21 protein-coding genes and 1 tRNA gene are annotated in these 16,131 nt (G+C 63.7%); 15 read left to right on the plus strand and 7 right to left on the minus strand.

All coding sequences use genetic code 11. The features are described from left to right. Positions 1 to 95: 95 nt before the first annotated feature. Positions 96 to 494 (plus strand): hypothetical protein, encoded by a 399-nt coding sequence (locus ACVWYP_RS37570; RefSeq protein WP_143279022.1) that lies wholly within the window; start codon positions 96 to 98, stop codon positions 492 to 494. Positions 495 to 1,552: 1,058 nt separating this feature from the next. Next, a complete protein-coding gene (locus ACVWYP_RS37575) occupies positions 1,553 to 2,809 on the plus strand; it encodes a site-specific integrase (RefSeq protein WP_018273353.1) in 1,257 nt (418 codons plus the stop codon). Between the two features lie 298 nt (positions 2,810 to 3,107). On the opposite strand, the gene ACVWYP_RS37580 is transcribed toward ACVWYP_RS37575, so the two are convergent. Then, positions 3,108 to 3,184: transfer RNA gene (locus ACVWYP_RS37580), tRNA-Pro, on the minus strand. Positions 3,185 to 3,263: 79 nt separating this feature from the next. Between ACVWYP_RS37580 and ACVWYP_RS37585 the strand changes: the two genes are divergently transcribed. The 4 genes from ACVWYP_RS37585 to ACVWYP_RS37600 all read left to right on the plus strand — a co-directional run bounded on the left by ACVWYP_RS37585 (position 3,264) and on the right by ACVWYP_RS37600 (position 6,877). Beyond that, complete coding sequence (locus ACVWYP_RS37585) at positions 3,264 to 4,250, plus strand: L-threonylcarbamoyladenylate synthase (protein ID WP_304496856.1); 987 nt, start codon at positions 3,264 to 3,266, stop codon at positions 4,248 to 4,250. A 134-nt stretch (positions 4,251 to 4,384) separates the two neighbouring features. Further along, positions 4,385 to 5,812 carry an FAD-binding oxidoreductase gene (locus ACVWYP_RS37590; RefSeq protein ID WP_304496857.1) on the plus strand — a complete coding sequence of 476 codons (1,428 nt, stop codon included), beginning with the start codon at positions 4,385 to 4,387 and terminating at the stop codon, positions 5,810 to 5,812. A gap of 14 nt (positions 5,813 to 5,826) precedes the next feature. Continuing rightward, positions 5,827 to 6,276 carry a GNAT family acetyltransferase gene (locus tag ACVWYP_RS37595; RefSeq protein WP_304496858.1) on the plus strand — a complete coding sequence of 150 codons (450 nt, stop codon included), beginning with the start codon at positions 5,827 to 5,829 and terminating at the stop codon, positions 6,274 to 6,276. Between the two features lie 19 nt (positions 6,277 to 6,295). Next, on the plus strand, positions 6,296 to 6,877 hold the full coding sequence (locus ACVWYP_RS37600) for an NUDIX hydrolase (RefSeq protein WP_304496859.1): 582 nt from the start codon (positions 6,296 to 6,298) through the stop codon (positions 6,875 to 6,877). A gap of 226 nt (positions 6,878 to 7,103) precedes the next feature. On the opposite strand, the gene ACVWYP_RS37605 is transcribed toward ACVWYP_RS37600, so the two are convergent. Beyond that, entirely contained in the window at positions 7,104 to 7,544 is a 441-nt protein-coding gene (locus tag ACVWYP_RS37605) for a hypothetical protein (protein ID WP_304496860.1), read from the minus strand. 272 nt (positions 7,545 to 7,816) lie between these two features. Between ACVWYP_RS37605 and ACVWYP_RS37610 the strand changes: the two genes are divergently transcribed. After that, complete coding sequence (locus ACVWYP_RS37610; RefSeq protein ID WP_304496861.1) at positions 7,817 to 8,071, plus strand: hypothetical protein; 255 nt, start codon at positions 7,817 to 7,819, stop codon at positions 8,069 to 8,071. Positions 8,072 to 8,160: 89 nt separating this feature from the next. On the opposite strand, the gene ACVWYP_RS37615 is transcribed toward ACVWYP_RS37610, so the two are convergent. Further along, the gene (locus ACVWYP_RS37615) at positions 8,161 to 8,634 is read right to left on the minus strand and encodes a hypothetical protein (protein ID WP_304496862.1); all 474 of its coding nucleotides are present in this window, start codon (positions 8,632 to 8,634) and stop codon (positions 8,161 to 8,163) included. Between the two features lie 127 nt (positions 8,635 to 8,761). Here ACVWYP_RS37615 and ACVWYP_RS37620 point away from each other — a divergent pair, with 127 nt between their 5' ends. Both ACVWYP_RS37620 and ACVWYP_RS37625 read left to right on the plus strand, forming a co-directional pair. Continuing rightward, positions 8,762 to 9,529 (plus strand): SDR family NAD(P)-dependent oxidoreductase, encoded by a 768-nt coding sequence (locus ACVWYP_RS37620; protein ID WP_304496863.1) that lies wholly within the window; start codon positions 8,762 to 8,764, stop codon positions 9,527 to 9,529. A 169-nt stretch (positions 9,530 to 9,698) separates the two neighbouring features. Next, positions 9,699 to 9,959: a helix-turn-helix domain-containing protein gene (locus tag ACVWYP_RS37625; RefSeq protein WP_304496864.1), complete on the plus strand. Its 261-nt coding sequence runs from the start codon at positions 9,699 to 9,701 to the stop codon at positions 9,957 to 9,959. A gap of 113 nt (positions 9,960 to 10,072) precedes the next feature. Here the strand turns inward: ACVWYP_RS37625 and ACVWYP_RS37630 are convergent, their stop codons facing one another. Next, a complete protein-coding gene (locus tag ACVWYP_RS37630; RefSeq protein WP_304496865.1) occupies positions 10,073 to 11,068 on the minus strand; it encodes a hypothetical protein in 996 nt (331 codons plus the stop codon). Positions 11,069 to 11,198: 130 nt separating this feature from the next. Between ACVWYP_RS37630 and ACVWYP_RS37635 the strand changes: the two genes are divergently transcribed. After that, entirely contained in the window at positions 11,199 to 11,726 is a 528-nt protein-coding gene (locus ACVWYP_RS37635) for a collagen-like domain-containing protein (RefSeq protein WP_304496866.1), read from the plus strand. A 54-nt stretch (positions 11,727 to 11,780) separates the two neighbouring features. On the opposite strand, the gene ACVWYP_RS37640 is transcribed toward ACVWYP_RS37635, so the two are convergent. Beyond that, a complete protein-coding gene (locus ACVWYP_RS37640) occupies positions 11,781 to 12,008 on the minus strand; it encodes a hypothetical protein (RefSeq protein WP_038386087.1) in 228 nt (75 codons plus the stop codon). An 85-nt stretch (positions 12,009 to 12,093) separates the two neighbouring features. Then, positions 12,094 to 12,360, minus strand: a complete 267-nt coding sequence (locus tag ACVWYP_RS37645) for a DUF2277 domain-containing protein (protein WP_026193246.1) — start codon at positions 12,358 to 12,360, stop codon at positions 12,094 to 12,096. Positions 12,361 to 12,479: 119 nt separating this feature from the next. On the opposite strand from ACVWYP_RS37645, the gene ACVWYP_RS37650 reads away from it, so the two are divergent. Further along, positions 12,480 to 12,725 (plus strand): DUF2188 domain-containing protein, encoded by a 246-nt coding sequence (locus ACVWYP_RS37650; RefSeq protein ID WP_304496867.1) that lies wholly within the window; start codon positions 12,480 to 12,482, stop codon positions 12,723 to 12,725. 15 nt (positions 12,726 to 12,740) lie between these two features. Here ACVWYP_RS37650 and ACVWYP_RS37655 read toward each other — a convergent pair whose 3' ends face one another. Next, positions 12,741 to 13,430 carry an ArsR/SmtB family transcription factor gene (locus tag ACVWYP_RS37655; protein WP_304496868.1) on the minus strand — a complete coding sequence of 230 codons (690 nt, stop codon included), beginning with the start codon at positions 13,428 to 13,430 and terminating at the stop codon, positions 12,741 to 12,743. Positions 13,431 to 13,569: 139 nt separating this feature from the next. Here ACVWYP_RS37655 and ACVWYP_RS37660 point away from each other — a divergent pair, with 139 nt between their 5' ends. The 4 genes from ACVWYP_RS37660 to ACVWYP_RS37675 all read left to right on the plus strand — a co-directional run bounded on the left by ACVWYP_RS37660 (position 13,570) and on the right by ACVWYP_RS37675 (position 15,999). Further along, positions 13,570 to 13,971: a nuclear transport factor 2 family protein gene (locus ACVWYP_RS37660; RefSeq protein WP_304496869.1), complete on the plus strand. Its 402-nt coding sequence runs from the start codon at positions 13,570 to 13,572 to the stop codon at positions 13,969 to 13,971. A gap of 99 nt (positions 13,972 to 14,070) precedes the next feature. Beyond that, positions 14,071 to 15,126 (plus strand): alpha/beta fold hydrolase, encoded by a 1,056-nt coding sequence (locus ACVWYP_RS37665; RefSeq protein WP_304496870.1) that lies wholly within the window; start codon positions 14,071 to 14,073, stop codon positions 15,124 to 15,126. Positions 15,127 to 15,143: 17 nt separating this feature from the next. Next, the gene (locus ACVWYP_RS37670; RefSeq protein WP_304496871.1) at positions 15,144 to 15,491 is read left to right on the plus strand and encodes an MmcQ/YjbR family DNA-binding protein; all 348 of its coding nucleotides are present in this window, start codon (positions 15,144 to 15,146) and stop codon (positions 15,489 to 15,491) included. 154 nt (positions 15,492 to 15,645) lie between these two features. After that, positions 15,646 to 15,999, plus strand: coding sequence for a hypothetical protein (locus ACVWYP_RS37675; protein ID WP_304496872.1), 354 nt, complete (start codon positions 15,646 to 15,648; stop codon positions 15,997 to 15,999). The last annotated feature ends 132 nt before the right edge of the window (positions 16,000 to 16,131 follow it).

The following is a 16,131-nucleotide window of genomic DNA, read 5'->3' on the forward strand; positions in this document are numbered from 1 at the left end:
GGATTTGCAGTGTGACGCAAGCAGCACGATGCATTCACGCTGCGGCTGGTCAGCGGGTTACGACACAGCTCGTTCAAGCCGTCACTGAGATCGGGATGATGGGAAACTTTGCGCGATCAGCCCTGATCCGCGCCGGCGCGCAATCGGTGCGTCAACAACACGGTGCGCGATACGACATCAGCTGCGCAACGCAGGTTCGAGATCGGTCAAAGAGGCCCCTGAAAGTCATCCGCGTTCCCCTCGCAAGCATCATCGGCGAGCAACCAATACTGTCAGAGAAAGTTGGGACCAGCGAGTCCAAGCCAAACTCTTTTTCAGCGCGTCCGGGAAAGCGGTATTCTTTTGTTGACGCGAAACGCGACGATTGTTGCCATGCGGGCGAAAACTCGGCTGCGAATACTCACCTGCTGAAGTTAATGGCAAGCGGTTTTGATAGCAAAATCGAGAGCCGTCCAACAAGTGTATCGCTGGACCTCCATTGCATCAGCAGTTGAATTTCCTGCCGTCGGAATAACACAAGCGCGAAGACTGTGGTTATCCATTTGCCAAATCCAAGCAGTTCCTTGCGATGCGGTGTCGCTGGCATAGTTTATCCAATAGGAGGTTGCGGCCGCCGTCGATCGATAGGTTGGATTGGACAGATTACGTTGCCCCCCTCTATTCAGAAACGAAATGATCGGCGCCGTCGGGCAGCGAGGGTCTACTTCGCCGCTGAGTCTCCCTCATAAAGCGAGGCACGTTTGTTTTTCATTTGGTATGCTATCTCGCGGTGAGATCCTTCTCCGTCGAGGCTGGTTCGAAGAACGCCTTTGCCTTTAGATGATTTCGCAGAGCGACTGGCCTGTACGGGCCAAAGCTCGTAAAGTTGCGGACCGAGCTCATCGCAAGCCTTTGATAGGCCGTCTCGTGAAGTAGCGCGTTTTCTAGCACGTCGCGGATCACTTTCGACCAACGGAATGCGGTTCGGTGTTGAATTCCACCATCCAGTCGAGTGTGATGTCAGACAGCCGAGAGGAAAGCTTCGGCTGTCACAGGTTGTTGAGATTGCAGAACCTGCGATAAGGCGGCGCCACCTCAAGCTCGAATAAGATCCTCCCGCCTATTGAGCTGCTCCCCACTGTCCCCGGAGCAAAGGGCCGCCGCCACTCCACTGCGCTTCAGGGCTGCAAGCAAAATTGTCCGATTCGCAGTCGTAAGCCGCCGATTACCCCATCCACGCGCCGGTAGGACTGCTCGACGAGTGGTTTTCGTCTACACTTAGGACCTAACGCTCTGATCCAAAGGCAGCGCCCCCCCACGAGCAACGCGTTCAAGGAATGCCGAAGCGCAAGATCGACAAGCTCGCTCGCGCAAAAGCGCGGCCCGATCCTGCCCAATGGGGTGAGGATGAAGTAATGACCCTTGTCGAGGCCGCGGCAGTGTTCTTCCCACTCGGTCCGTTGACAATATCATCGTTGCGCAGAGCCGCGGCCACCGGGACTCTTGAAATCGCCAAAGTTGCGGGCAAGGATCTGACAACCCCTCGAGCGATCTGCAAATTGGTCAAGCCGTCATGCCGGGCCGCAGAGCCAAGCCGCCACGACTCTGGTTTAGAGAGGACGATGAAACCTGGATCATCCTCGATCGTGGCCGGCAAATCCGCACAGGCTGCAGCCGCGACGACATTGACGGAGCTGCGAAGGCGCTCGAGACCTATATCGGCGAGCGACATACCAGCACCATCGGGGCAACTGACCCGAACGTCCTCGCGATAGCCGACGTCCTCACAGCCTACGAAATTTCAAAGCGGCCCAAGGACACGAGCGATGAACGCGCGTGGGCACAACATGACCTGCTGCTCATTCGCTTGCTCGATCTTAACAACTTTTTTGGCGATAAAACCGTCAGTCAGCTCAAAGCTCAGCTTTGTCGCGACTTTGTCGATTGGTCCACCGGTACTGCGAACGACAATCATAGGAAAGCCGGCATCAAGCCACGCAACGGGACAGTCTCTGATCAAACCGCACGACGCCGACTCGAAGATCTACGCGCTGCCGTGAACGCCTACCACGCCGAGCATACGCTCACCGTCGTTCCAAAGGTCACTCTTCCTCCTAAAGCCGAAGGACGACACCGATGGCTAACGCGCAACGAGGCAGCGCGCCTACTCGGAGCAACAATCGGCTACGTGTGGGACACGGAGCAGGAAACGTGGAAGCGCAGCGAGGATGGCGAGCTCGCGCGCCGGGAGCGGTGGATCATTCGTCGTCGCTATCCCGCGGCGCGCTTCTGCCTGATCGGTATCTACAGTGCTCGTCGCGAAGAGACCATCCGGCGCACCCAGTGGCTGCCAACAACGACCCATCCATGGATGAACCTTGACGCGATGGTCTACCAGGGCAAAGGGACGCTGGAGCAGTCGACCAAGAAACGGCGGCCGCCGGCAAAGATCGCTAGCCGCCTGCGTCCGCATCTGATTCGATGGCGCAGGATCGACCAAGCTCGATCTGCAGAACTCCGCGCCTCAGGGGTTATGAGAGACGGTGAACAAATCCGGTTCGTCGTGAACCGCCTGCACGACGGCCAGCCGCTTGCCGGCAAGATCAGGTCAGCCTGGAATGGTATTCTGGAGGACGCCGGGCTGGGCGACGACGTCGTCCGGCATTCACTGCGCCATACAGCGGCGACATGGTTGATGCAGGCGGGCGTCGACATGTGGGAAGCCGCTGGCTGGCTCGGCATGACCGTTGAGCAATTAGAGGCCAACTATGGCCATCACCACCCGGACTTTCAGGAAGAGGCGGCGGAAGCTTTTGGGGCAAGGCGCTGAGCTGACCACTACTCTGCGCGAGCTATTCGTGCTTTGATATCCGCCAAATCAGCTCGTAGGTCCGAAGGGAGGACTTGTGGTGCTCGATGGTGTTCGATGTAACATCCCGACAGGGGCTAGTTCCCTCGCACTTCCCGATCGTCTTTTTTCCGATTTAGAACAGTACAAGCCCGCCGCGGACCGCTGTTCGACGTCCTTGACGGGTGCTTCGAGGGCGACAGACATGGCTGCCGAGCTTCAAATCGTTGCGCATTTCGTTGCGCACAAAAAACACAGAACCTATAAGTGCTTGAAAGAATGGTCGGAGTGGCAGGATTCGAACCTGCGACCCCTGCGTCCCGAACGCAGTGCTCTACCGGGCTGAGCCACACTCCGACTGAGAGCCGGGCTTATAGCGTCGGGTTTCGGGGACCGCAAGGGACCACAGGGCACCCAATTGAGGAATCTAGTCACAGTGGATACAGGTCTGAAAACGCACGTTTTGTCCGCCGGCGCCGCCGCCACGGCAACCGCCGCCGGGGTCCTGGCCGAGGGCGGCCTGGTGGCGTTTCCGACCGAGACGGTTTACGGCCTCGGCGCCGATGCCGGGAACGCCGCCGCGATCGCCCGGCTTTACGAGGCCAAGGGCCGGCCGGCCTTCAATCCCCTGATTGCCCATGTCGCCGATCTCGGCGCCGCCCGCCGGATTGCCCTGTTCAACGGGCAGGCCCTGCGATTGGCGGACGCGTTCTGGCCCGGTCCCCTGACCCTGGTGCTGCCGAAGGCGCTCTCCTGCCCGGTTGCGGAACTCGCGACCGCCGGGCTCGATACGGTCGCCATCCGCATCCCGGCCCACAAAGTGGCGCGCGACATCATCAAGGCTTTCGGCGGTGCCGTGGTAGCGCCGTCGGCCAATCTCTCCGGCCATGTCTCGCCGACCACTGCCGAGCATGTGAACGGCGATCTCGCCGGTCGCATCGACCTGATCGTCGACGGCGGGCCGGTCGAGGTCGGCGTCGAATCCACCATCGTCGGCTGCTTCTCCGATCCGGTGCTGCTGCGGCCGGGCGGGCTGACGCGCGCCGAGATCGAGCGCGTGCTCGGCCACCCCTTGCAGTCGCCGCCGCAAGACGCGGAAAGCGACGCCCAGCCGGTTGCCCCCGGCATGCTCGCCTCGCACTACGCGCCACGGACACCGGTCCGGCTCAACGCCGGCGACGTCCATGTCGGCGAAGCCTTGCTGTCGTTCGGGCCAGCCAAGGTCGCGCGGCGCGAATGCGCCTCGGTGGAGATGAACCTGTCCGAGCGCGGCGACCTGGCCGAGGCCGCCGCCAATCTGTTCGGGTACCTTCGCACCCTCGACAAGAGAAACGCGGATGCGATCGCGGTGACGCCCATTCCCGAGGACGGGTTGGGCGAAGCCATCAATGACCGGCTGCGCCGCGCAGCCGTTGGGCGGTAACAAGCATGACCCGGACCGGAACGGCCGCGTTAGCGCCAAATGGGAACCGGTTTTCCCTCGCGACAAACGCGAAGCGTTTGCCCGAACGGCATGCTTAGGCAAAGATCCCCGACTGAGTGAAAGACCAAGAAAAAATGAACATCGTCCAATCAGCGGTGCCGCCGCTTCCGCCCGAATTGCTTGAAAAATTCCGCGCCATCGTCGGCGCGAAATATGCGGTGACCGACGCAGCCGACATCAAGCCTTACGTCACCGAGGAGCGCGACCTGTTCCACGGCCGCTCGCCGCTGGTGCTGCGCCCCGGTTCGACCGCCGAGGTCGCCGCGATCTGCAAGCTTGCGACCGAGCACAGGATCGCGCTGGTGCCGCAGGGCGGCAACACCGGCCTGGTCGGCGGCCAGACGCCGCACAATGGCGAGGTCGTGGTCTCGCTGCGGCGGCTGGACAAGATTCGCGACATCGACGTCGAATCCAACACCATGACCTGCGAGGCCGGCGTGGTGCTCCAGATCGCGCAGCAGAAGGCGGCCGAGGTCGACCGGCTGTTTCCGCTCTCGCTCGGCGCAGAAGGCAGCTGCACCATCGGCGGCAACCTCTCGACCAATGCCGGCGGCACCGGAGCGCTCGCCTACGGCGTGGCGCGCGAAATGGCACTCGGGCTCGAGGTCGTGCTGGCTGACGGCCGCGTGCTGAATGCGCTGTCGAAGCTGAAGAAGGACAACACCGGCTACGATTTGCGCAACCTCTTCATTGGCGCAGAAGGCACGCTCGGCATCATCACCGCGGCGACGCTAAAGCTGTTTCCGCGGCCGCGCGCGGTTGAGACCGCCTATGTCGGTCTGAAGTCGCCCGCGGCTGCACTCAAGCTGCTGTCGATCTCGCGTGATCAAGCGGCCGGTGCGTTGACGAGCTTCGAGTTGCTCGCCGACGTCGCGGTCGACTTCTCGATCCGCCACGGCATCGATATCCGCGATCCCCTGACCAGCAAGCATCGCTGGTACGTGTTGATGGAATTGTCGTCGTCGCGCGACGATGCACGCGACACGCTCGAGGCGATCCTGGCTCAGGGCATGGAGGACGGCATCGTCGACGACGCCGTGATCGCCGCCAATCTGAGCCAGCGCCAGGCGTTCTGGAAGCTGCGCGACGAGATGTCGGCGGCGCAGAAGCCGGAAGGCGGCTCGATTAAGCACGATATCTCGGTGCCCGTCGCCGCCGTGCCCGCCTTCATCGAAGAGGCCAATGCGGCGGTGGTGAAGCTGATCCCGGGTTCACGGCCGGTGCCGTTCGGCCATCTCGGCGACGGCAACATCCACTACAATGTCAGTCAGCCGGTCGGCGCCAATGCGGCCGACTTCCTGGCGCGCTGGCACGACGTGAATGCCGTCGTGTTCGAGATCGTGCTGCGGATGGGCGGCTCGATTTCGGCCGAGCACGGCATCGGCGTTCTCAAGCGCGACGAACTGCCTGACGTCAAGGACAAGGTCGCGATCGAGCTGATGCGACAGGTCAAGGCGATGCTCGATCCGCTCGGCATCATGAACCCGGGCAAGGTGCTGTGACCGCGCAGGCGACGATGCCCTCCCCCTCTGCCTCCCTCGCCATTGCACCGATCACCGATAACGACATCGCCGATGTCGTCGCGCTGTGGCAGGCCTGCGGCCTGACGCGGCCGTGGAACGATCCTGCCGCCGACATCGCGCTGGCGCGGCGCGGACCGAACTCGGCCGTGCTGGTCGGCCGCGACGCCAATGCGATCGTCGCGACCGCGATGGTCGGCCACGACGGCCATCGCGGCTGGGTCTATTACGTCGCGGTCGATCCCAACCGCCAGGGCAAGGGACTTGGCCGCACCATCATGGCGGCGGCCGAGGACTGGCTGCGCGCCGCCGGCGTGCCGAAGCTGCAACTGCTGGTGCGGCGGGAGAATGCCAAGGCCGGCGCGTTCTACCAATCGCTCGGCTATGACGAATCGACCTCGGTGATGCTGGCCAAATGGCTCGACGGTCGCGAAGCGACGCCGTGAGAGGGTTGAGGATCAACGCATGAGCATCGCCGACCGCGTCCGCGTCAAGGACGTCGAGCTGCTTTCGAAGCGCCGCTACGAGCTGAAGAGCGCGACGTTCGACTACAGGCGCGCCAACGGCGAATGGCAGACCCAGGTGCGCGAGGTCTACGACCGCGGCAACGGCGCGGCGCTGTTGCCCTACAATCTGACGACCCGCAGCGTCGTGCTGGTGCGCCAGTTCCGCTACCCCGCCTTCGCCAACGGCTATGACGATCTCCTGATCGAGGCTGCCGCCGGCATGCTCGACGATGCCGAGCCGGAAGTACGCATCCGCGCCGAAGCGGAGGAAGAGATCGGCTACCGGCTCGCGCATGTGCGCAAGGTGTTCGAGGCTTTCACGTCTCCGGGCGCGGTGACCGAGAAGCTGCATTGTTTCGTCGCCGAATACGACGCCGCGATGCGCATCGGTGACGGCGGCGGGCTCGCCGACGAGGGCGAGGACATCGAGGTGCTCGAGCTCCCGATCGACGACGCGCTCGCCATGATCAGCGACGGGCGCATCGTCGACGCCAAGACCATCATGCTACTGCAACACGCCGCGCTGCATCTGTTCAGGTGAACGCCGCCTCGCCCCGAGGCTTGCCGGGGCCTTGCGGCCTCGCGCACTCAACGCTTTAGACTAGCTATCCCCGTCATCCCTGCGCAATGGCTATGTCATTGTCGCTGGAGGTGCGAGCCTCTTCGGCGAACCTCGAGGATGAATCGGCCACCAGCCGGGCCATGCATCCTTCGAGACGCGCGAAGACGCGCTCCTCAGGATGAGGGGATAAACTGAACGAAATGCTCTACCGCATCGTGATCGCAAGGCCGCTCAGATCGGCGTTGGCCATCAGACCGACCTGGTGTCCGGTCAATTCCAACACCGCGCCCTTCTGATTGGTCAGCACGATCGCGCGCGCGCCGCGTCCGACGGCAAGCCCCGCGCCGGCCGCACCGTAGACGCCGGCAACGTCGGACGGACGGTTGATGTTGCTGACGCGGCCGCGCAGCACTGTCTTGGAGCCGCCGAACACCAGGCCGTAGTCGAGGCCGCCGGTGGAGAGCCGGTAGGAGCGGCCGCGGAAGGTCAAGACGCCGCTGCCGCCGGAGCCGCCGATGATCCATCCGGCCTTGTAGATCGTGAGCGTCACGAAGCCGCTGTCGGCACGGGCGGCGGAAGAGAACGCAAGGCCGGTGAACGCCAGCAGCGCCACCAGCGCGGCGCGAAGGGTGAATGAAACTTTCATGTGCGGTCTCCCCAGGATCTGCTCTCGTCGATTTGCTTGCGTCGATTTGCGCGCGTCGCGACACGGCTGCGAATCGCGATGCTCCGACTGTAACAAGCGCGTAAACAGGCGCAATTTGGCACAGCGATGGCCGATTTGCTGACGGGCGCTTTCGCCAACCGGTGTTGAACCTGTTCCCGGGGTTGCAACACTCACTGCATGTCCGGGGCGATCGGCCCCTGAGCTCCAGGATTGCCCCGTGGAGCATTCATTTTTCAAACCGGAGATTTCCCATGCGTCGTCTTGCGATTACCTGTGCCGCCATTGCCGCCACCGTGTCCGTGCTCGCCGCGGCAAGCCCGGCCAGCGCCACGCCCTATCACCTGATCCGCTGGCAGGACACCGGCTTCTGCCAGATCTGGGACCAGAGCATCCCGACCACGCCGTGGCCGGCGAACTTCTCCATCGTCAGCGAGGAGCTGCCGACCTTCGACGCCGCGTTCAGCTACAAGACCGGCCTCCTGAACAACGGCACCTGCTCGTTCTGAGCGAACGCCATTCGATCACGCACAGGGCGGACACCCGGCAACAGCGCGGCGTCCGCCCTTGTGCTGTCAGGTAGTGACGCGATCCAGCGTCAGTGATGCTTGATCAGGGCGTCGCGCGCGGCGGCGAGTTCGAGGAACGCCGCGCCGTTGCCGCCGCCGTCGGGATGCACCGTCTTGGCGGCGCGCTTGAAAGCCTGCTGGACTTCGGTCGCAGCGAGGCGGCGGCCCAACGGCAGGCCGAGCAATTGCCGATACTGCTCCTCCTGCGTCAGCGCCTTCGGCGCCAGGCCGCGCTGGCCAAACCGCGGTGCCGACAGCATGTGCAGTGCATCGCCGATGATGTCTAGACGGCGCAGTGCCATCGATTTGGTGCGGCGGTCAGCCGATTTCAGCGCCGCCTGACGCAAGATCGGCAGCACCTGTGCGGCCGCATGCCGCAGCGTCTCGTCGATGTCGGTCGCGGCGATCTCCGCGACCATTTTGGCCATCTCGCGGTAGTCGGGATCCGGCGCCGCGCAAAAGCGCTCGATCGCAACTTTCCAGTGTCTGATATTCGGGTCCATGTCCGCGGTCCGTAACTGTCATCCGAATCCGGATAACAGCAACGCGCAAACGCGGCTTGGCGTTTCGGTTGGCGCAGTTTTGAATAGTGTTGTCGACAACGCTCACAAATCAGAACAAGGAAACGCCATGGCCCTTCTCGACAATCACATCGCCGTCATTACCGGGGCAGGCTCGGGCATCGGGCGCGCCATCGCATTGGGCTACGGCCGCGAGGGCGCGCGCGTGGTGCTGCTCGACATGAACGGCGATGCGGCGGCGGAAGCGGCCAGGGAGATCCAGAGCGCCGGCGGCAAGGCGGAGAGCTTTGCGCTCGACGTGACCAATCGCGACGCCTGCGTCGCGATGGCAAAGCAAGTGGCCGACAAGGTCGGGCCGGTCTCGATCCTGGTCAACAATGCCGGCATCGCGCGCCGCAACGGCATGCTCGGCACCGACGAGGCCGTGATCAAGGATTGGGAAGACATCATCTCGATCAATCTCACCGGCGTTTTCAACGTGACGCATTCGTTCCTCGCGCCATTGCGCAAGAACAAGGGACGCATCGTCAACATCGGCTCGATCCAGTCCTTCGTGCATCTGCGCACGCCGAGTTCGCCGGCCTATACCGCCTCCAAGCACGGCGTGCTCGGCTTCACCAAGGCGTTGGCCGCCGAGCTCGGCAAGGATGGTGTGCGCGTCAATGCGATCGGGCCGGGCTTCATCGAGACGCCATTGAACGAGAAGGTGCGCGCCACCAATCCCGACCTCGTCAAGGTCTTCATGGACCACACCCCGCTCGGCCGCGCCGGCAAGCCGGAGGACATCGTCGGCCCCGCCATCTTCCTCGCCTCGGACCTGTCGGCCTATGTCTCGGGATCGATCGTGATGGTCGATGGCGGGTACCGCACATTGTGACGGATGGAACCGCAATCGTGGCGATTTCTGGGTATTTTGCTTACAGAGCAGGGAGTTAGGGCCACGTTAAGGACTTGTTAACCAAACCGGCACACCGTGGATCTACGGGGTAGTTGGTTCTCGATGTCTTCGCTTCACCGACGAAGCGGGCGTTGATCGGGAGGAGTTCATGTCTTACGCGTCCACCGTACCGTCGCCGGAAGCGCTGCTGCCGTCGCTGGCTCCAAATGAAATCGTCCCACTGCTGATCGGCGCGACCGTCGATGAAGTCGAGCGCGAGCTCGTGCTGCAAACGCTTGCGCGCTGCGACGGCAATCGCACCCGCGCCGCGCGCGTGCTCGGGCTGTCGGTTCGGACCTTGCGGAACAAGATTCGCGAATATTCGGCCGACGGCATCGACGTGCCGATGAGCGAGCACGCCGCAGCCTAGAGCAAGATCCGGAACCGTGCGAAGCGGCTTTCCGGGAAGATCATGCTTGGACAACGAGCTAAGCGTGATGACGATTCAACCGGATCTCATCACGCTTTAGCGGCACGTCGACGCTAGATCGGCAGGTCGATCGCAAGCCGCCGCCAGCGCGATAATAGCTCGCTGCCGTCGGCATCGAGGCAGCGAGCGAGACGCACCTCGGTCGTCGCCGCCCGTTGCAGCGTCTGCGCGACCAGCGCCGTCGCATAGTCCCAATAGTCGCGCCGCCCCTTCGGATCGTCGTCGACCAGGGATTTTGCGAGGATCTCGACATAGATCGCAGCGACGGCCCTTTGCCAGAGCTCACCCGCGCGCGCGCCCTCCGCCGAGGGCGCGCCGGTCCGCGACTGCCAGGCCAACCAATAATTTTCCTCCGCGCCGCCCCAAGCGGATGGCAATAGCGATGGATCGAGGCATGGCGAGCGACACTCAAGCGGCTGCATGCCGCGCGCGTCGCAGAAGAAGCAATAGCCGAGCTTGTCGTACCAGTTGACGCGCAGCAATCTGCGAATCTCGGTCTGTTGATCCGCTGCGAGCTGCCTCACGCCGGTCCGTTCGAGATCGCCGATGATCGCCACCAGGCGATCGCGATCATACGGCTCGACCTCGAGCACCACGCCGATATTGCGCGGAAACAGCCCGTCGAGCATCTCGATCATCTCGCGATAGAACCGGCCCGCCAGGCCGCCGCCGCGCCACGCCTTCGCGACGCCGACATAGTTGCAGTAGATCAGCTCGCTTGCGTGATCGTAGGTGAAGAAGCCGAGGCCGATCGCGCGCCCTTCCGCGCGCAGGATAAAGCAGCGCGAGTCGAGGCAATATGACAGCTGCTGATCACCGACGCTGAACTCTCGTCGCTCGCCGACATCATCTGACAGCACCCAGCGCACAATGTCGTCGGGGGCGTCGCGCTCGTTCGGAGGAAACAGCAAGGCATACAGATCGAGGACGCCGGTGTTGCGAAACGCCGCTTCATCGCGCAGATCGTGCCGCGTCACCACGATGTCGAACGTCAGCGGCCCTGTTGCGTCACCTGCAACTGCCCCGCGCCTGTCGTTCAAAATCCGCAACGCGTCCTCCCGTCACAATCTTCGCATCGAATTATGACTGTTGATCGCTTGCATCAGCGGCGTCGGGCAGAATTGAAGCCGTCATCCAACCTCTGTTACAAGCGGCTTGAAATCGCGACGGAGCATATCAGTGGCTGACGAGACAATCTCCCGCCAGGGGTCACGAGGGGCGCAGGGGCCGCAGGGCCGTCAGGGCGAGCCGGGTCGGCCCGGTCCGCAAGGACATCCGGGGCGGCCGGGGCCGGAAGGTGCGCGCGGCAAGCCGGGTCCACAGGGCAAGCCCGGACTGGTTGGAAAGGCAGGCCCTCAGGGCAAGCCGGGAGCGCAAGGCAAGACAGGCGTACAGGGTCCGCGCGGCGAAGCTGGTCCACAGGGACCGCAGGGACCGGCCGGCCCGCGCGGTGAAGCCGGCCCGCCCGGACAATTGCCGTCGATCGAGCAGGTGATGCCGTGGCTGCACATGATCTTCGACGCCTGGGAAGACTACAAGCGCACCAAGGAGCGTGAAGCCGCCGAGTTCGCCGAGCGCGATGCCGCCGAGCGCGCGGCAGCGGAAGCGATCGCGCTTGACGTCGACGCCATCGACTTCGCGGAAGATGACGACGAGGACGACGATCACAAGAAAAAGAAGAAGTACCGCAAGAAGGACAAGAAGTAATCCTTCTTGTCCTCGCGACGACACGGCCAGCTCTGTCCGTGTCGCACCCGACGCCTACCGCTCCGCGCCCGGATTGGCCGGAGGATCGGAGGGCCGAGCGAGGTGCATGAGCTGGAAGACCCAGCGCATGGCGTAGTACCAGGCAACGCCCGCGAACGCCCCGCAGGCCGACAGGATGATGACGTTGGCTAGGTCGATTGTCCCGCTCGACCACAGCATGCCGCAGGTCCAGAGCACGGCGAACGCAATCGAACAGAACGTGAGCAGGGCGGCAGGCTTCATGGCGTTGCTCCGGGATCGGGTGAACGGCAACGATGCCCGGACGCGTGGCGCGGTACCGTGATCTGCATCACGGTACGCCCCGTCCTCAGCCAAACCGCAGGCGCGAACGCTCCCTCGCCTTCTCCGCCTCCACCTCGCGATCGCGCGCCGGTGCCGTGGTCTGCAACGAGATCAGGAGCTTGCGCGCGGCGGTCGAGACCTCGGCCACGGCCAGGTTGAAGGCGGCCTCATTGGAGTGCGACGGCTTGTTGAAGCCGGACAGTTTGCGCACGAACTGCAGCGCCGAGGCGTGAATCTCGTCTTCGGTGGCGGGCGGCTCGAAGTTGAACAGCGTCTTGATATTGCGGCACATGTCGGTCTCCCTCACCCGCGGCAACGGGGCGGCTCTCTCAAAGACGATCGGCTGCTGCAAAATACGACATCGTGGTCTATTCTGGCAGTCTCATCGTCCACGGTGGAGCGAGGTTCCGGATGAGCCACGTGATCTACAAGGTCGTCCAGCACGACGGCGGCTGGGCCTATACCGTCAACGGGGTGTTCTCGGAACCATTTCCTACCCGCGCCGCGGCACTCGCCGCTGCCCGACGCGCCGCCAACGAGCAGCGCGTCCCCGGCCGCACCGAGGCGATCCAGTACGAGACGTCGGACGGCAAATGGCTGACCGAAACCGCCTCCGGTAACGACCGCCCGGAGACCGAAGTCGAGGACGGCCGCTAGTCCACCTCGTCGCCTTCAGAACGGAACCTGGACGCCAAGCCGGTCGAAGAACGCCCGCCCCCGATCGGTGATCCGCAATGCGCGCGGAATCCGATGCGGCGCAACGCCGCGCATCTCGACCAGCCGTGCCAGCACGGCATTGGCAAACGGACCGGCGAGATGCGGCACGCGCTCGGTCCAGTCATTGCAGAGCCGCAGATGCGGCTGCCGCGCCGGATCGAAATCGATCGCCTCGGCCCGGCACCATGCCAACCCCTGCTCGGTCACGCGACCATCGCGGCCGTCGATCACGACGAGGCGGCGGCGGATCAGCGCGTTCGACAACAGCACGCCGAGCTGACCCGCAAGGTGGTGGTAGCAGGTGCGCGATTGCCTGAGCTGCTCGGCCGGCATCGCACGCCGCCGCCCCACGGTGGCCTTGGCCGCAAGATCAACGAGGTTCTCGATCAGCGCCGCGACATCGTCGTCCCTGATCCGGTAATATCTGAACCTGCCCTGTGCCCATACCGACAGCACGCGGGCGTCGACGAGCTTCTGCAAATGCGCGCTGGCGCCTTGCGGCGAAATGCCGGCGACCGCAGCAAGCTCGCCCGCCGGCAACGCCTTGCCGTCGGCCAGCGCACTGACCATCGCCTCGCGGACCGGATCGCCCAAGGCCTCGGCGATCCGCGAAAATCCTGTCTGCAGGGCTTGGGATGATCCCACCGCATCGTCCTCCGGATCGCGCCGAAACGTCCTACCCGCATTCGCCGTGCCGCGCAGCTCATTTCAGATTTTCCTGAAACGTCGCGGCGGCCTCTTCCGCTCAAATGGGCAGCAGTCGACCAAACACAAGGGAACAATCATGACAGCTGGCAGCAACGACGCGGAACGCATCTACAGGCTCTGGGATGAAGCGCTCGGCAACAAGGACCTCGAGGCGGCGCTCGCGCTCTACGCAGCCGACGCCTCGATCGAGAGCCCATTGGTGCAGCATTTGATGCAGACCAAAGACGGGTTCGTCCGCGGCCGCGACGCGCTACGCGAGTTCATCACGCGCGTGTTCCGCACCAACCCGCCGCAACGGCGGCGCTTCAGGCAGGGCTTCTTCAGCGACAACCGCGTCCTTACCTGGGAATATCCGCGGCAGTCTCCGGACGGCGACCAGATGGATCTCGTCGAGGTCATGGAGATCGAGCACGGCCTGATCCAGCGTCACCGCGTCTATTGGGGCTGGTACGCACTCAACGTGCTGAAGGCGAGTTAACCGGACACTTCTGCGTCAGGCGCGTGGACGACGCTTTCCGTCATGCTAGGCTTGCACCGACGCAGCTGGACAAATGCGCCGTGCGTGGGGAGAAGCACCATGATCCGTTTATGCGCGGCGCTTGCGGCCGCTCTCGTCTCGATGTCGGTACCGGCCATGGCTGCAGATTACCCCACACCGCAGGATGGCGAGTGGACCGCGAAGGACTTCAAGTTTCACAGCGGCGAGGTGATGCCGGAACTGCGGCTGCACTACACCACGGTCGGCGCGCCGACCGGACAGCCGGTGCTGGTGCTGCACGGCTCCGGCGGCTCGGCCGCCAGCATGCTGACGCCGAGCTTTGCCGGCCAGTTGTTCGGCCCCGGGCAGCCGCTCGACGCGGCGAAATACTACATCATCATCCCCGACGGCATCGGGCACGGCAAATCGTCGAAGCCGTCGGACGCGATGCGGACGAGCTTTCCGAAATACGACTACAACGACATGGTCGACGCGCAGTATAGGCTCGTCACCGAGGGGCTCGGCATCAAGCATCTGCGGCTCGTGATCGGCAACTCGATGGGCGGCATGCACACCTGGATCTGGGGCGTGCGCTATCCGCGGATGATGGACGTGCTGGTGCCGATGGCCTCGCAGCCGACCGCGATGGCGGCACGCAACTGGATGCTGCGGCGGACGATGCTGGAAACGATCCGCAACGATCCCGACTACAACGGCGGCAACTACACCAGCCAGCCGCGGATGATGAAATACGCCATCGCCGCCTATCGCTTCGCCAGCGCCGGTGGCACGCTCAATTACCAGGCGCTGGCGCCGACCGCAGCGCAGGCCGACAAGATGGTCGACGACCAGCTGGCGTTGCCGGTCACCGCGGATGCCAATGACTACATCTATCAATGGGAGGCCTCGCACGACTACGATCCCTCCGCCGGACTGGAGAAGATCGAGGCAACCCTGCTTGCCATCAATGCCGCCGACGACGAACGCAATCCGCCGGAGACCGGCGTCACCGAAGCTGCCGTGAAGCGGATCAAGAACGGCAAGATTGATCTGATCCCGGCAAGCAGCGAGACACGCGGCCATCTCACCACCGGCGATGCGAAGTTCTATGCCAGGCAATTGCAGGAAGTGTTGCAGACGGCGCCGACGATGTAGCCATCGAGGTCAGGGCGATGTCCGCTGATCGCTTCCGCCGCATTGCGCTCAGCCTGCCCGAGGTCGTTGAAGGCGCGCATCACGGCACAACCGATTTCCGCGTCGGCAAGCGCATCTTCGCGACACTCGGCTATCCCGACCAGGATTGGGGCATGGTGAAGCTGACACCCGAGCAGCAGGCCATGGTGGTCGAGGCCGAGCCGGAGATTTTCCGGCCGGTGCCGGGCGGCTGGGGCAAGAGCGGCAGCACCAATGTCCGCCTCGCGAAGGTCGATCAGGTCACGCTGCGCAGCGCGCTGAAAATGGCACGGGACAATATCGCGGTGAAACCGGCGAAGAAGGCGCGCGCGAAGCAACCATCCTGAGCGCATCGATCCCGCACTGCACCACGCCTGACTGCGCGGTTTCGCTGATTCTTTGAGCATGCATCCCGCGCGCGGTTCGTGCCTAATCGCGCAAACACCGGATTCGCGCGGCGCTACGCGCGGGTCACGTAGAAGTTTTCGCCGGAGGAAGGCAATGCGAAGGCTCGCGCATGTTGCGGTGCTTGCGTGGCTCGTCCTGATGGCGGGCGCTGCACTGGCGTTCGACAACGGCCAATACGACAACGTGCCACCCGATATCCGCGCCTGGTTCAAGAGCGTGATCGCGCCGAATGGCGTGCCGTGCTGCGACATCTCCGACGGCCATCGCACCAGCTACGACGTTCGTGGCGGCGCCTATTGGGTGCCGATCGAGGGCGAGTGGATGATGGTGCCGGAGCGCGCCGTGATCCGCGATCGCGGCAACCCGGTCGGCGAGGCCGTGGTGTGGTACGTGCACCACCGCGGCAGCATCATCATCAGCTGCTTCGTTCCGGCGGATGCTGTCTGAACGGCGCCCGCCGTCTTCGCGGAAGCTCCGCGCGCGAGATCGCGTCAATTTGAAACAGTTACTCTCTGTTAACCTTACTTTTTAACCAATAATTAAGGATGAGTTTGCGGGCGCCATGAGGCGCGGCCTAGC

The sequence above is a fragment of the Bradyrhizobium sp. USDA 3262 genome (genome assembly GCF_054060035.1).

Bases quoted from the DNA above. Each gene is read 5' to 3' on its own strand.
- ACVWYP_RS37670 (WP_304496871.1), top strand. From the start codon at position 15,144: ATGTCCGCTGATCGCTTCCGCCGCATTGCGCTCAGCCTGCCCGAGGTC.
- ACVWYP_RS37570 (WP_143279022.1), top strand. From the start codon at position 96: ATGATGGGAAACTTTGCGCGATCAGCCCTGATCCGCGCCGGCGCGCAA.
- ACVWYP_RS37620 (WP_304496863.1), top strand. From the start codon at position 8,762: ATGGCCCTTCTCGACAATCACATCGCCGTCATTACCGGGGCAGGCTCG.
- ACVWYP_RS37640 (WP_038386087.1), bottom strand. From the start codon at position 12,008: ATGAAGCCTGCCGCCCTGCTCACGTTCTGTTCGATTGCGTTCGCCGTG.
- ACVWYP_RS37575 (WP_018273353.1), top strand. From the start codon at position 1,553: ATGCCGGGCCGCAGAGCCAAGCCGCCACGACTCTGGTTTAGAGAGGAC.
- ACVWYP_RS37605 (WP_304496860.1), bottom strand. From the start codon at position 7,544: ATGAAAGTTTCATTCACCCTTCGCGCCGCGCTGGTGGCGCTGCTGGCG.
- ACVWYP_RS37665 (WP_304496870.1), top strand. From the start codon at position 14,071: ATGATCCGTTTATGCGCGGCGCTTGCGGCCGCTCTCGTCTCGATGTCG.
- ACVWYP_RS37615 (WP_304496862.1), bottom strand. From the start codon at position 8,634: ATGGACCCGAATATCAGACACTGGAAAGTTGCGATCGAGCGCTTTTGC.
- ACVWYP_RS37595 (WP_304496858.1), top strand. From the start codon at position 5,827: ATGCCCTCCCCCTCTGCCTCCCTCGCCATTGCACCGATCACCGATAAC.
- ACVWYP_RS37645 (WP_026193246.1), bottom strand. From the start codon at position 12,360: ATGTGCCGCAATATCAAGACGCTGTTCAACTTCGAGCCGCCCGCCACC.
- ACVWYP_RS37625 (WP_304496864.1), top strand. From the start codon at position 9,699: ATGTCTTACGCGTCCACCGTACCGTCGCCGGAAGCGCTGCTGCCGTCG.
- ACVWYP_RS37590 (WP_304496857.1), top strand. From the start codon at position 4,385: ATGAACATCGTCCAATCAGCGGTGCCGCCGCTTCCGCCCGAATTGCTT.
- ACVWYP_RS37675 (WP_304496872.1), top strand. From the start codon at position 15,646: ATGCGAAGGCTCGCGCATGTTGCGGTGCTTGCGTGGCTCGTCCTGATG.
- ACVWYP_RS37600 (WP_304496859.1), top strand. From the start codon at position 6,296: ATGAGCATCGCCGACCGCGTCCGCGTCAAGGACGTCGAGCTGCTTTCG.
- ACVWYP_RS37650 (WP_304496867.1), top strand. From the start codon at position 12,480: ATGAGCCACGTGATCTACAAGGTCGTCCAGCACGACGGCGGCTGGGCC.
- ACVWYP_RS37610 (WP_304496861.1), top strand. From the start codon at position 7,817: ATGCGTCGTCTTGCGATTACCTGTGCCGCCATTGCCGCCACCGTGTCC.
- ACVWYP_RS37660 (WP_304496869.1), top strand. From the start codon at position 13,570: ATGACAGCTGGCAGCAACGACGCGGAACGCATCTACAGGCTCTGGGAT.